Origin of the sequence: Pseudomonas sp. LH21, assembly GCF_036549575.1 — a bacterium.
GTDB lineage: Bacteria > Pseudomonadota > Gammaproteobacteria > Pseudomonadales > Pseudomonadaceae > Aquipseudomonas > Aquipseudomonas peradeniyensis.
The window spans coordinates 624,159-637,900 of record NZ_CP144367.1 but is presented as its reverse complement, the minus strand read 5'-3'; the positions used below and the strand labels follow the sequence as shown (position 1 = coordinate 637,900).

Annotated in this window: 11 protein-coding genes, 1 pseudogene and 1 riboswitch; of the genes and pseudogenes, 6 read left to right on the top strand and 6 right to left on the bottom strand. The window is 66.4% G+C overall.

Annotated features, from left to right (window positions below; translation table 11 throughout):
• The first annotated feature begins 163 nt into the window (after positions 1–163).
• A complete protein-coding gene (locus VUG52_RS03110) occupies positions 164–703 on the top strand; it encodes a sigma-70 family RNA polymerase sigma factor (protein WP_050707150.1) in 540 nt (179 codons plus the stop codon).
• Complete coding sequence (locus tag VUG52_RS03105) at positions 696–1,628, top strand: FecR family protein (protein WP_262974351.1); 933 nt, start codon at positions 696–698, stop codon at positions 1,626–1,628. The genes VUG52_RS03110 and VUG52_RS03105 overlap by 8 nt, the downstream gene beginning before the upstream one ends.
• Positions 1,629–1,822: 194 nt before the next feature.
• Here the strand turns inward: VUG52_RS03105 and VUG52_RS03100 are convergent, their stop codons facing one another.
• From VUG52_RS03100 to VUG52_RS03090, 3 genes and pseudogenes are all read right to left on the bottom strand, one after another.
• A complete protein-coding gene (locus tag VUG52_RS03100; RefSeq protein WP_050707152.1) occupies positions 1,823–2,623 on the bottom strand; it encodes a nucleotidyltransferase domain-containing protein in 801 nt (266 codons plus the stop codon).
• Between the two features lie 39 nt (positions 2,624–2,662).
• The gene (locus VUG52_RS03095; RefSeq protein ID WP_050707153.1) at positions 2,663–3,868 is read right to left on the bottom strand and encodes an RtcB family protein; all 1,206 of its coding nucleotides are present in this window, start codon (positions 3,866–3,868) and stop codon (positions 2,663–2,665) included.
• Positions 3,869–3,907: 39 nt separating this feature from the next.
• Positions 3,908–4,816: pseudogene (locus VUG52_RS03090) on the bottom strand (slipin family protein); the annotation flags it as partial.
• Positions 4,817–6,043: 1,227 nt separating this feature from the next.
• Between VUG52_RS03090 and rtcR the strand changes: the two are divergent.
• Positions 6,044–7,627, top strand: a complete 1,584-nt coding sequence (rtcR, locus tag VUG52_RS03085) for an RNA repair transcriptional activator RtcR (protein ID WP_050707154.1) — start codon at positions 6,044–6,046, stop codon at positions 7,625–7,627.
• Positions 7,628–7,663: 36 nt separating this feature from the next.
• Positions 7,664–7,805, top strand: a riboswitch (FMN riboswitch).
• Positions 7,806–7,885: 80 nt separating this feature from the next.
• Positions 7,886–8,536: a 3,4-dihydroxy-2-butanone-4-phosphate synthase gene (ribB, locus tag VUG52_RS03080; protein WP_050707155.1), complete on the top strand. Its 651-nt coding sequence runs from the start codon at positions 7,886–7,888 to the stop codon at positions 8,534–8,536.
• 62 nt (positions 8,537–8,598) lie between these two features.
• Here the strand turns inward: ribB and VUG52_RS03075 are convergent, their stop codons facing one another.
• Genes VUG52_RS03075 through VUG52_RS03065 form a run of 3 tightly spaced genes read right to left on the bottom strand, consistent with a single transcriptional unit; the run spans position 8,599 to position 12,332 of the window.
• Positions 8,599–9,792: an SGNH/GDSL hydrolase family protein gene (locus VUG52_RS03075; protein WP_050707156.1), complete on the bottom strand. Its 1,194-nt coding sequence runs from the start codon at positions 9,790–9,792 to the stop codon at positions 8,599–8,601.
• Position 9,793: 1 nt separating this feature from the next.
• Entirely contained in the window at positions 9,794–10,930 is a 1,137-nt protein-coding gene (locus tag VUG52_RS03070; protein ID WP_050707157.1) for an SGNH/GDSL hydrolase family protein, read from the bottom strand.
• On the bottom strand, positions 10,917–12,332 hold the full coding sequence (locus VUG52_RS03065) for an MBOAT family O-acyltransferase (RefSeq protein WP_050707158.1): 1,416 nt from the start codon (positions 12,330–12,332) through the stop codon (positions 10,917–10,919). The genes VUG52_RS03070 and VUG52_RS03065 overlap by 14 nt, the downstream gene beginning before the upstream one ends.
• Before the next feature lie 220 nt (positions 12,333–12,552).
• On the opposite strand from VUG52_RS03065, the gene VUG52_RS03060 reads away from it, so the two are divergent.
• On the top strand, positions 12,553–12,795 hold the full coding sequence (locus VUG52_RS03060; RefSeq protein WP_028690287.1) for an exodeoxyribonuclease VII small subunit: 243 nt from the start codon (positions 12,553–12,555) through the stop codon (positions 12,793–12,795).
• Positions 12,792–13,679 (top strand): (2E,6E)-farnesyl diphosphate synthase, encoded by an 888-nt coding sequence (ispA, locus tag VUG52_RS03055; protein ID WP_050707159.1) that lies wholly within the window; start codon positions 12,792–12,794, stop codon positions 13,677–13,679. The genes VUG52_RS03060 and ispA overlap by 4 nt, the downstream gene beginning before the upstream one ends.
• Positions 13,680–13,742: the final 63 nt, after the last annotated feature.

Here is a 13,742-nt window from a genome sequence, read left to right as displayed (position 1 = left end):
TCGCTCGTGAGGTCAGTGCCCGGCACTCGATGCGGGCTTGCACCCCTTCTGTCGCATGACGGCGAAAAAGGTATATGCGTGCGATTCGCATTTTCACTTGATCTTGTGATTTAACCAAATCTAGTGATAATTGTTTGCATTTACACCCTGACGCCTCCCAGCCATGACCCTTTTCAAGACCCCGCCCCAGCCCGCCGAACACTGCGCCGTCACCACGCTGTACATCGAGCACCACGCCTGGCTGCGCGGCTGGCTGGCGTACCGGTTGCGCTCCTGGGGGCGCGGCGTGGCCGACGACCTGGCCCAGGACATCTTCGTGCGCGTGCTCGCCAGCCGCGACAGCAACCAGCCCGACACCCTGCGCCAGCCACGCGCCTACCTGACCCGCATCGCCAACTGCGTGCTGGTCAGCTGGCGCCGTCGCCATTCGCTGGAGCAAGCCTGGCTCGAGGCGCTGGCGCTGGTGCCCGAGGCGCTGCAGCCATCCCCGGAACAGCAGAGCGTCATCCTCGAGACCCTGCACGAAATCGACGCGGTGCTCGACGGCCTGCGCCCACGGGTCAGGCAGGCGTTCCTGATGGCCACCCTGGACGGCATGAAACAGAAAGACATCGCCCAGAACTTGAACATCGCGCTGCCGACGGTGAAGAAGTACATCCATGAGGGCTACATGGCCTGCCTGAGCCGGATGCCCGATGAGTGACCAGCCCGCCATTGCCCAGGCCGTGCTCGCCGAGGCCGCCGCCTGGTTGCTGCTGATGCAGGAAGGCGCGCTGACGCCGGCGCAACAGCTCGAACTGGAGCGCTGGCGGCGCCGCGACCCGGACCACGAACGTGCCTGGAAGCGTGCCCAGCGCCTGCTGACCCGCCTCGGCACCCTGCCGCCGACCCTCGCCCGGCAAACCCTGGTTCGTCCGCAGGACAGCAGCCGGCGCACCGTGCTGCGTGGCCTGCTGGTGCTGATCGGCGCGGCCCCGCTGGGCTGGTGGGCATGGCGACAGACCCGGGAAGGAGTCGACTACCAGACCGCAGTGGGCGAGCGCCGCGAGCTGTTGCTGAGCGATGGCACCCAGGTCACCCTCAACAGCGACAGCGAGCTGCGAGTGCTGTATTCGGCCGGGGAACGTCTGCTGCACCTGCGCCGTGGCGAGGTGTACATCGTCACCGCGGCGGACCCATCGCGACCGTTGCGGGTGCGGACCGAGCACGGCCTGATGCAGGCGCTGGGCACCCGCTTCAGCGTGTATCAGCGCCCTCGCGAGACCCAGCTCGCGGTCTTTGAAGGCGCCGTGCGTGTCACTCCCAAGGCCGGCAGTGGCACCGTGATTCACGCAGGCTCGCAGGTGCGCTTCGACCGCGACCGGCTCGGCCTGGTGGAAACCGCCCGCGACACCCAGCTGGCCTGGCGCAGGGGTTTGCTGGTGGTCGACGACATGCCGCTATTGCAGTGGGCCCAGGAATTGATGCGCTACAGCGACCAGCGCCTGGTCTGTGACCCGGCCGTGGCCGAGTTGCGGGTCTCCGGCAGCTTCCCGGTCGATGACCTGCCACTGGCCCTGGCCATGCTGAGCGAGAGCCATGGCCTGCGCGTGCGCGCCGAAGCCGGCGGGATGTTCATCAGTCGCTGAAATATCCACATGCTTGCACAGCAGTGCATGGGAGATCGCCCAGGAAACTGTACCTCTGTGGGAGCGGGCTTGTCGGACCGCCGCACCGCCGCGAACACCGGCGGAGCCGGTGCCATACACCGCACTGGATGCTCCGCGGGTAAACCCGCTCCCACAGGATCTCGCTAAGTCAATGAGTTTACGTGTTTACCCAGTCATGCAGGGTACTTGTGCACGGTCTCCCGCAGAAACCCATCCAGCAAGCCGCTGTCACCCCGTATCACCGGCACCTCCCGCGCCTCATCAGCCCGTGCCAGCTCGGCCTCGATGAACTCGTGCAACACCTCATCCCGCGGTCCGTGCTCGGCCTCGCCACTGCGGCGCTTCACAGCCAGCAGCGCGTCGATCGCCGCCTGCAGCCGCGGGTCATCGACGGTACGCGCCATCAGCGCGGCGAACGCCGTCGGCGGCATGCCCAGGCCCTGGTCGATCCAGCGCACCGCCAGCAACGGCCGCAGCACATACAGGTACTTCTTGAAGCGCACCGTCTCGCCCATCAGGTAGCCGCGCAGGTTCTTGCGTGCCATCGACAGGTAGTGGTGGCGCACCGCGCGCGGCGAGTAGAAAGCCTCGCCCAGCTCGCGCAAACGCCCGGTAGCTTCGGCGTCGGCACGGTACACCAGCGGCGAGCCCAGCCACTCGAGCAAGCTCGGGTTGGCGCCGCGCATCAGGCGCAAGGTCTTGCGCAGCTCCCAGCCGCTGATGTCCAGCTCGTCGCTCAGCGGCCGCTCGATCACATCGCGAGGCTCGTCCGCCCGCAGGTACCAGTCATTGCGCGGCACATAGACAAAACGCACATCGTAATCGCTGTCCGGCGAAGCGAAGCCCCAGGCACGGCTGCCGGACTCGCAGGCATAGAGCACGGTCACCTCGTGCTCACGCTCGATACGTTGCAATTCATCGAGCACCCGGGCGCGCATGGCCTCGGGCAATGGGTGGGGGTCGCCCTGATACATGTCTTCGTTCCTTGTACAGGGCGCCATATGGCGCCCATTTCAACCTTTCACGCACACCACCTGACGCAGGGTATGCACCACTTCGACCAACTCCCGCTGGGCCTGCATCACCGCATCGATGTCCTTGTAGGCCATCGGGATCTCGTCGATCACATCCTTGTCCTTGCGGCACTCCACATGGGCGGTGGCGCGCTGCTGGTCCTCGACGGTGAAGCGGCTCTTGGCCTTGGTACGGCTCATCACCCGGCCCGCGCCATGGCTGCACGAGCAGAACGCCTCCTCGTTGCCCAGGCCACGGACGATGAAGCTCTTGGCGCCCATGGAGCCGGGGATGATGCCCAGCTGGCCCTTCTGCGCCGACACCGCGCCCTTGCGGGTCACCAGCACCTCACGGCCGAAGTGCTGCTCCTTCTGCACATAGTTATGGTGGCAGTTGACCGCCTCGAGGCTGGCCTCGAACGGTTTGCCCAGCACCTTGCGGGTGGCGGCGACCACCGCCTGCATCATCAGCTCGCGGTTGTGCCGGGCGAAATCCTGCGCCCACTCGACCGCCTCGACATAGTCGGCGAAGTGCCGGCTGCCTTCCTCGAAATACGCAAGGTCCCGATCCGGCAGGTTGACCATGTGCTGGCGCATGTCGGCCTGGGCCAGTTCGATGAACAGGTTGCCGATGGCATTACCCACACCGCGCGAGCCGCTGTGCAGCATGAACCAGACCCGGTCGGCCTCGTCCAGGCAGACTTCGATGAAGTGGTTGCCGCCACCCAGTGTCCCCAGGTGCTGGCGGTTGTTGGTCTTCTCCAGCCGCGGGTGCTTGTCGGTGATCGCCTTGAAGCGCCCGGCCAGGCCGCTCCATACCTGGTCGGCCTGGTTCGGCACAGTGTCCCAGGCGCCCTGGTCGCGACGGCCGAAGGTCTTGCCATGGGGCACGGCCTTTTCGATGGCCGTGCGCAGGCCGTGCAGGTTGTCCGGCAGGTCGCGGGCGTGCAGCGAGGTGCGCGCGGCGATCATGCCGCAGCCGATGTCCACGCCCACCGCCGCCGGGATGATCGCGCCCACGGTGGGGATCACGCTGCCGATGGTCGAGCCCTTGCCCAGGTGCACATCCGGCATCACCGCCAGGTGCTTGAAGATGAACGGCATCTTCGCCGTGTTCATCAGCTGCTTGCGGGCGTCGTCCTCGACCGGCACACCGTCGGTCCACAGTTTGATCGGCTTGCCGCCCGCCACTTCGAGTATGTTCATTGCCTTGTTCCTTGTTGCGCTACGTCGTGTCGCAAAGGGTCAACCCGCCTTGAGGCTGACCATTCCATTCAATACCTGATCCAGGCCACCGAACACCGAAATCCGGTCGATGCGCTCGGCCACCCGCTCCAGGGTTTCCAGCTCCTTCAGGCGCAGGGCCGTCGGGTTGCCTTCCATCACCTTGGCGGTGTTGAGCAGCGAACGGGTCGCCTGGGTTTCCTCACGGCGCCGGATCACGTTGGCCTGGGCGGCCTTTTCCGCCTCCACCACCTGCGCCAGCAGGGTCTTCATTTCGCCCGGCAGGATGATGTCGCGCAGCCCGAGGCTGCCCACCTCCAGGCCACTGCCCGGCAACTGCGCCTGCAGGTGCTCGGTAACGCTGTCGTCGATCAGTTGCTTGTTCTCCAACAACTCATCGAGCGTCCGGGTGCCCACTGCCGCACGCAGACCGAACTGCAGCTCGCGGTACAGGTGCTCAACCGGCTTGCTCATCTGCCCATGGGCACCGAGCACGTCGGTATAACGCCAGTTGGCCACCAGGCTCAGGCGCAGGTTGACCTTGTCGCGGGTGAGAATCTCCTGGCCGCTCACCTCCAGTGCCTGCAGGCGGGTGTCGACCATCTCTACCGCCACCTGGCTGCCGCAGCGCCAGTAGCCATGCTGCCCGGGCTCGAGCAACCCAACCACCACGCCGTCGATCTTCAGCACGCCGACATGGAAGGCCGGCACCAGCGCCAGCAGTACATGGTCCATGCCGGCGATACCCGGACGGTTCAGGCGGGTCACCAACTCGGCGTCCAGGCACTGGCCGTGGGTAAGGTCGAGACGCTGCAGTTCGTGCCTGGCCTGGTCTTTCCAGTAGGCGCGGCGGCTGTCCGGCGGCAGCACTTCTACCAGCTTGCCGTCCTCGAAGCGCAGCCCGACCTCATGCTCGCTCAGGTCCATGCACACCAGGTGCTGGTCCATGCCCCGGGCGAGCAACTCCCGTACGTTGACGTCCGAAACCGGACGACGCGTATCCACCGTGTCCACCACCACCTGGGCGCCGCAGCGCCAGAAGCCGTGCTGCCCGGCCTGCAGCAGGTCGACCACGACACCGTCGATGCGCAGCACACCGACGCTGAAGGTCGGCACCGTCACCAGCAGCACGTTGTCCATGCCGGCGATTCCCGGTTTGTTCAGGCGCGCCAGCAGCTCGGTGTCCAGGCGCCGCCCCTGGGCCAGGTCGATCCGCGTCACGCTCTGCCGGGTCTGGCCTTTCCATTGCAGGCGGCGGCTGTCAGCTGCCAGCAGTTCCTTCAACTGACCATCCTCGAAACGCAGGCCCACTTCGTTTTCGGCCATGTCCAGGGTAAGGAAATACTGCTCGACCAACGCCAGCTCATGTTGGCGCAGATAGCGCTCGAGGGGATAGTCGTGCAGCGGGGAATCCTGGGGGCAGGTCTTCAGCGTCAGCCGCCCCTGCCAATCGAAACGCTTGTACTGGCCCGGCTCGAGGATCGCCTCGAAATCGCCATCGTTCAGCAACAGGCCGTGTTCGTTCTTCTTCACTACAAAGCGCTTCAACATGTTCATCTTGCTCATCCTTTGTTCAATGTCCTTGGTTGCCGGTGGTCGCCAACCCAGCGGGCGTCGCGAGCGAAGCCTGGCGGAGTCCGGGGCCGGGAACCTTGCTCCAGCGGCCACCATCGTTGCGCCAGGCCCGGCCGGCGAGCCGGGTGGGCCAGCGGTGGGCCAGGCGTCCTTCGCAGTGACGGGCCGTCCTGGCCCTGCTTGCGTTGCCTGTGCCCCACCGGCGGGTGTTGCGGTTACAGCTACCTTAGGAGGGTAGTGCCGGGGCGTTGCCCGGCGAGCGTCTGCGCCTGCCTTTCCAGGGGCCCAGCGCAGCAATGACCGGTCGTTGCGGCGGCGGCATGCACGACACCGACACCTGAAGGTGGGTACGTGCACCGGCGGGGGGTTCCCCTGTCCCGAGGGCCTGCCTGGCGATGCGGTCGAGAGGGTTATTGCGAGCGGCGTGCCAGGTTTTCATTCGGCACTGATGAAATTATCTAAATAATTGTTTTATATAGATTTATTTTTGTCTGATTAACGCGCGTACAGTTCAAATGACACGTGAACATTCAGATTTTCGTATACCATCAGATACCAATTTATCTTCAAGGATAATCAAGGATGAGCAAGCCACTCGTCGCCATCGGCTTCCTCGGCACCACCCTCGACCGCAACGGCAAGGGCGCCGCACGCTGGAACAGCTGGCGACCGACCATCGGCCTGTGCCAGCAAGCCGACCTGCCCCTGGACCGCCTGGAACTGATCCACGGCCCCAGCGCGCGCGACCAGAGCCTGGCCGACCGCATTCGCGGCGACATCCAGCAGGTCTCGCCCGGCACCGAGGTGCGCCTGCACCCGCTGGCGCTGCGCAACCCGTGGGACTTCGAGGAGGTCTACGGCGCCTTGCACGACTTCGCCAGCGGTTACAGCTTCGACACCGAGCACGAGGACTACCTGGTGCACATCACCACCGGCACCCACGTCGCGCAGATCTGCTGGTTCCTGCTCACCGAGGCGCGCTACCTGCCGGCGCGCCTGGTACAGACCTCGCCCTCGCGCAAGCAGGACGAAAACAGCGACCCGGCCGGCATCGCCACCCTGATCGACCTCGACCTGTCGCGCTATGACCCGATCGCCTCGCGCTTTCGCCGCGAGCAGGTCGAGGGGCAGTCGCTGCTCAAGTCCGGCATCGCCACGCGCAACCCGGATTTCAACCGCACCATCGAACAGATCGAGCGGGTCGCCCTGCGCTCGAAGGCCCCCATGCTGCTGGTCGGCCCGACCGGCGCCGGCAAGTCGTTCCTGGCCCGCCGCGTCCATGAGCTCAAGCGCGGGCGCCATCAGCTGGGCGGACGCTTCATCGAAGTGAACTGCGCCACCCTGCGCGGCGACGGCGCCATGTCGACCCTGTTCGGCCACGCCAAGGGCGCCTTCACCGGCGCCCAGAACGCCCGCGACGGCCTGCTGCGCGCCGCCGACGGCGGCATGCTGTTCCTCGACGAGATCGGTGAACTGGGCGCCGACGAACAGGCCATGCTGCTCAAGGCCATCGAGGAAAAACGCTTCTTCCCGCTGGGCGCGGACCGCGAAGTGGAAAGCGACTTCCAGCTGATCGCCGGCACCCACCGCGACCTGCGCGCCAAGGTCGCCGACGGCTCGTTCCGCGAGGACCTGTTCGCCCGCATCAACCTGTGGACCTTCGCCCTCCCGGGCCTGGCCGCACGCCGCGAGGACATCGAGCCGAACCTCGATTTCGAGCTGCAGCGCCATGCCCGCGAACAAGGGCGCCAGGTGCGCTTCAACCTCGAGGCCAAGCGCCGCTACCTGGCCTTCGCCCATGCCGGCGAGGCCCGCTGGGCCGGTAACTTCCGCGAGCTGTCGGCGTCGATCACGCGCATGGCGACCCTGGCCGACAGCGGGCGTATCGATGAGGAAATGGTCGAGGAAGAGATTGCCCGGCTGCGCTATGCATGGGGCCTGGAGTCGGCCAGCGAGCCACTTTTGGCCGACCGCGCACTCGACCTGTTCGACCAGGTGCAGTTGCAGGCGGTCATCGAGGTCTGCCGCCGCGCCCCGAGCCTGTCCGAGGCCGGGCGTCAGCTGTTCGCGGTATCGCGCCAGGAGAAGGCCAACCCCAACGACGCCGACCGCCTGCGCAAGTACCTGGCGCGCTTCGGGCTGGACTGGCAACAACTAAAGTCGTAGGGCTTGCCAGCCCGCTGGCACAGTGCTGTATGCTTGGCCGGTCTTCAGGGCGGGGTGAAAGTCCCCACCGGCGGTAAATCGAAAGATGAGCCCGCGAGCGCCCCGGCCATGCCGGGGGTCAGCAGACCTGGTGAGATTCCAGGGCCGACGGTCATAGTCCGGATGAAAGAAGGCGTTTGGCAGGGGCCGTCCGGGCGCCCCTGCGCGCGCATTTTGTTCGCCCCGAGACGTTCATCGATCATTCACGAGGAGCGTTTCATGTCCACCATGCACCACAAGCAATTCCCCAATGTCAGCGCCGCCATCACCGCCTTCCAGGCCGGGCGCCCCGTGCTGCTGCTTGACGACGACGACCGCGAGGACGAAGCCGATATCGTCGCCGCCGCCGAGAACCTGTCGCTGCAGACCATGGCCATGATGATCCGCGATTGCAGCGGCATCGTCTGCCTGTGCCTGGACGAAGCCACCGTCGATGCCCTGCAGTTGGCGCCGATGGTGCAGAACAACCAGGCCCGTCATGGCACCGGCTTCACCGTCACCATCGAGGCCGCCGAAGGGGTCAGCACCGGCGTGTCGGCACAGGACCGCATCACCACCATCGAAGCCGCGCTGCGCTCGACCGCGCAGGAACGTCATATCGTAAGCCCAGGCCATGTGTTTCCGCTGCGCGCCCGCGATGGCGGCGTGCTGACCCGTCGCGGCCACACCGAAGGCTCGGTGGACCTGGCCCGCCTGGCCGGCCTGCGCCCGGCGGCGGTGCTGTGCGAACTGATGAACCCCGACGGCAGCATGGCCCGCGGCGAGCAGGTGGCGGTGTATGCCCGCCAGTACAACCTGCCGGTACTGACCATCGAGGAACTGGCGCGCTATCGCGAGGCGATGGTCGAGCTGCAGGCCGAGCCGGCCTGATACCTGAGCAAGCCCGCCCCGATCACCGTGGGAGCGGGCTTGCCCCGCGATGAGGCCAGGCCTCAACGCAACCCCAACGGCCCCTTCAGAAACTCATACAACCCCGCCGCACTCTTGCGATAGCCATCAGCCGTCAGGTGCACCAGATCCGGCCGCGCCAACCCACCCGCCTGCCAGCCGGCGATCGAGCATGGCCCGCCCATGAACCCCTGCCAATCCCAGAACAGCGCCTTGTGCTTGTGCGCCATCTGCTTCTGGATACGGATCACCGAGGCCAGCGGTTGGGGCTGGCGCGCCGCACAGCTGCGCGCCTTGCGCTGCTTGATCGAGTCCGGCGGCCCGACCAGCAGGATCGCCGCCTGCGGCAGGTCCTTGCGCAGGCCCGTGAGGGTCGCGTCCAGTTGCGTCTGGTACAGCGCCAGGTCGAGCTTGTCATCGAACGCTTCGTTGGTGCCGTAGGCCAGGATCACCAGGTCAGGCCGTACGGCCTTGAGGCTGTCGCGCCAGCCCGGTTGCCACTTGTCCACCACGTCCAGGCGCGCACCGTTGATACCCAGCGCCGAGTAGGTCACCCCGGCATTCTTCTGCCCCTGGATGTACCAGGCACCCAAAGCGACACCCCGGCCGCCCTCGACACTCAGCTGCACCGGCAGGCCGACATTGGCGTAGGCCGGGCTGAAGCGCCACTGGCCATTGCTGGCCGGCAGCACGCGGCGCTGGCCGCCATTGACGAAGAGGCTGGCGCTGGCGCTCGACTGGTACAGCGCCGAGACCTTGTAGCGCTGGTGGTCCTCGTCCCGCGCCTGAAGCACCACACTGGCGCGATTGGCCAATGGCAGCGACAGATAGCCCCCCAGCGGGAACTGCTGACTCTGCTGGTTACGCGCTGACACCAGCTCCCACTGGCGCTTCTCGCTCTTGATGATCACCCGGTCGTTGCGGATTCCCGGCACCGGCGAAGCCGGCACCAGGCCGATGCCGCCATCGCCGTAGCGCGCCTGCAACAGCTTGCGCAGCTCGCCGCTGAACAGGTCGGCAGCAGTGTGCGAGTCACCCAGCTGGACGATGGCAACCGGCGCCCGGCCAGCGTTGCGCAGCTTGCCGGCGAGCAAGGCGAGGTTGCCGTCCTGGCGGGCGGCTGGCGCGGCGGCGGGCCGGGCCGTGGGCTGGGCGCTCACGCTGTTGGCGCCGGTACTGCAACCCGGCGCGGCGCTGATCAGCAGGGCCAGGCCCAGCAGGTGATGCCATTGGCGCATCTCAATGTCCTGTAACGGTCAGGCCCGGGAAGCTGATCAGCGACAGAACCTGTTCGGCGATCATCTTCTGGCCTGTGATGGTGAAATGAATACCGTCGTCGACCCGCACCTTGACCCGCTTGCCCTGTGGTGTCTGCACCGTATACGAGAAGTTGGCGTCGGCGTAGCCGAGGATCGGATTGGCCGACACGTAGTGCTGGCCGAACAGCGCGGTCTGCTCCTGGTAGAGCCCGCTGAGGTAGCCCATGGCCGTGGACAGTCGCGCCTTCTCCATGTTCGGCGGCCCGACCCAGATCACCTGCACGTTGTGCGCGCGGGCCTGCTCGAGGATCGAATCGATGCGGGCGCGGTAGGCGAGCTCCCACTCCGGCGACTTGAAGCGCAGGAACGGCTTGCCCTTGCCCTGGGGCATGTCCCAGGGGTCGTTGGGGCCGAGGAACACCACCATCAGGCGCACGTTGGGTTCGTGATCGAGGGTGTCGGCCACGGTCTTCGGCCAGTTGAAGAAGCCCGGGTAGGCAAGGCCGGTGCTCTGCTTGCTGAGGTTGACGGTACGGATCTGGTAGCGCTTGCGCAGGCTGTTGGCCAGGTGCGGCGCCACGCCCTGCATCAGCGAGTCGCCGACCAGGAACACTTCGTCGCCAGCGGCCAGCGAAGCCACGGTACCCGGCTGCAGCAACGCGGGTGCAGGCGCGGGCGGCGCAGGCTGGGCGACAACGACGGGGGCTGGCGCATGAAGCGGCGCAGGCGTCGGCTGCACATGCGCCGGCGTCGACACTGGTGGCAACGGTTTGGCCACGGCCGCCGGGGTTTCCAGATCGACCGTGACCACCGGCAGCGGTGCGGGCAGCACCTCGACCGCCGGCCCCTCGGCCAGTTGCGGCGCGGGCAGCAACTGCTCAAGCAGGTCATCGCGCTGCGCTTCCAGCATCGCCGTCAGCTGCGCCCCCACGCGCCAGGCAGGCATCTGGCCCAGCAGCGGTATCTCGCAGCTCTGGTGGTACTTCTGCTGGCAGTAGAGCTTGATCGAGTCCTGGTTCAGCCAGAACAGCAACGCGGTGGTGACCACGATCGCATACAAGCCACGGGCGGCGCCCATCTGCACCTGGAACAGCTGTTTGCTATCAGAAGCTTGCATAGATGAACCCCGGCACGCCCGACTGCGAAGCGAAAATCACCAACGACACACCGACCCCGAGCGGGATCGGATACAGCTGCCACGGCAGACGCTGGAACAGCGCGCCACTCTGGCGCAACAGCGCCAGCCACTGTGGATAACTGGCCACGAACAGCACGCAGGCCAGCAGCATCAAGCCCGTGGTGCTGTTCAGCCCCGCCAGGCTCAGCTGGCCGATGTCGCCGAGCATCTCCAGCGCGCCGTCCAGCGTCGGGCTGCGGAAGAAGATCCAGGCGAAGGCCACGTAATGGAAGGTCATCAGGCGCGCCAGCAGGCCGCAGCCCGGCAGCCGGGCGAAGCCCGGAAACCACTGGCTGAACAGCTTGGAAATGGCCAGGCCGACACCATGCAGGGCGCCCCAGATGATGAAGTTCACGCTCGCCCCGTGCCACAGGCCGGACACCAGCATCGCCAGCAGCATGTTCAGGTTGCCGCGCCATACGCCCTTGCGGTTGCCGCCCAGCGGGATGTACACGTAGTCGCGGATGAAGCGCGACAGGCTGATGTGCCAGCGCCCCCAGAATTCCTTGAGGTTGTGCGCGGCGTACGGCGCATCGAAGTTGTCCGGCAGGCGAAAGCCCAGCAACAGGGCGATGCCGGTGACCAGATTGGTGTAGCCGCTGAAATTGAAGTAGATCAGCAAGCTGTAGCCGTACACGCTCAGCAGCACCTGCTCGGGGCTGGCGCTGCCCGGGGTGTCGAATACCGGGTCGACCCACTCGCTGCCCAGCCAGGCGCTGAGGAAGAACAGCTTGACCACCGCCATGGCGATCAGCCCCAGCGCCCGCTGCGGTTCCAGCACCTGGCGCATGGCCGGTGGGCGGATCTGCGGCAGCATGTGCAGCGCACGGTTGACCGGCCCGGCCACCAGGCTGGGGAAGAACGCCAGGTACAGGGCCAGGTCCAGCGGCGCCGCTGGCGCCAGCTCGCGGCGGTTGATCGACACCAGGTAGCTGACCGAATGGAAGGTGTAGAACGACAGCCCGATCGGCACCAGCACTTCCAGCAGCGGCAGCGACACCTCGAACCCGGCCGCCGCCAGGGCACCCTGGGCGCCGCCGACGAAGAACTCCTGGTACTTGAACAGGTAGAAGCAGCCCAGCACCAGAGTCAGCAGCAGCACACGGCTGAACCAGCGCCCGGGATAGCGCCCCGCCAGCAGGCCGAGCAGGTACACCAGCGCGCTGTAGCCCAGCAGGATATACAGCGACTGCAGGCTGAAGCTCGCCACCAGGCCATAGCTGGCGCTCAGCAGCAGCAGGTTCTGCAACCGCATGCTCCAGCACAGGCTCCAATAAAGCATGAAGAACAGCGTGAAACAGAGGCCGAATTCGATCGAGAGGAAGCTCACAACGTAGTCCATTACATGACGTCGGGAAGAAAGGTCTCTGACCCGCAGGCCAGAGCGCGCGGATTATGGCAGAGGCCCGTCACCCCCACAATTCGATTGCTTCGCGGATTGCAAGATGGCTCACACCGAACAAGTGCAACAAAATGCGACGAACGATAGGCCCATGCAATTTGCTCCCCCTGCCCCGCTCTGCTAGTGTCGCGCCGTTCTGAATGCCACCGAGACAGTCGCCATGGCCCGCAAAAAAACCTCCATCGATTTCGAACAATCCCTCGCCGACCTGCAAGCCCTGGTCGAACGCCTGGAGAACGGCGAACTGTCGCTGGAAGAGTCGCTGGCCGCCTTCGAGCAGGGCATCGCCCTGACCCGCGATTGCCAGGGTGCCCTGGCCCAGGCCGAGCAGAAGGTGCAGATCCTGCTGGAGCGTGACGGCGAGCTGGCCGCCCAGCCGTTCGACGCGGAGCCCGAGGCATGATCGCCCAGTACCAGCAGAGCGCCCAGGCACGGGTCGACGCCGCCCTCGAACCGCTGTTCCAGGCGCCGTCGAAGGAGCTCGAACGCCTCTACGCCGCCATGCGCTACAGCGTGATGAACGGCGGCAAGCGCGTGCGTCCGCTGCTGGCCTATGCCGCCTGCGAAGCCTTCGGCGTGCCGCCCGAACATGCCAACGGCGCGGCCTGCGCGGTGGAACTGATCCACGCCTACTCGCTGGTGCATGACGACCTGCCGGCGATGGACGACGACGACCTGCGTCGCGGCCAGCCCACCACCCACAAGGCGTTCGACGAAGCCTGCGCGATCCTCGCCGGCGACGGCCTGCAGAGCCTGGCTTTCAGCGCCCTGCTCGACTCGCGCCTGAGCCCGCAGGCCGACGCCATCCGCCTGCAGATGGTCCAGGCCCTGGCCAAGGCCGCCGGCCCCGCCGGCATGGTCGGCGGCCAGGCCATCGACCTGGGCTCGGTGGGCGTCAAGCTCGACCAGCAAGCCCTGGAATACATGCACCGGCACAAGACCGGCGCGCTGATCGAAGCCAGCGTCCGCCTTGGCGCCCTGGCCAGCGCCCGCGCCGATCAGGCCCAGCTCGATGCCCTGCAGACTTATGCACAGGCCATCGGCCTGGCGTTCCAGGTGCAGGACGACATCCTCGACGTCGAGAGCGACACCGCGACGCTGGGCAAGCGCCAGGGCGCCGACATCGCCCGCGACAAGCCGACCTACCCGGCGCTGCTCGGACTGGAGGCGGCCAAGGCCTATGCCCTGGAGCTGCGCGACCAGGCGCTGGCTGCGCTGCAAGGCTTTGACGAAAACGCCGAGCCGTTGCGGGCGCTGGCCCGCTACATCGTCGAACGCCGCCACTAAGACCTGACACATCCCCCCTGTAGGAGCGGCCTTGTGTCGCGATAGGGGTGCGCAGCAGCCCCG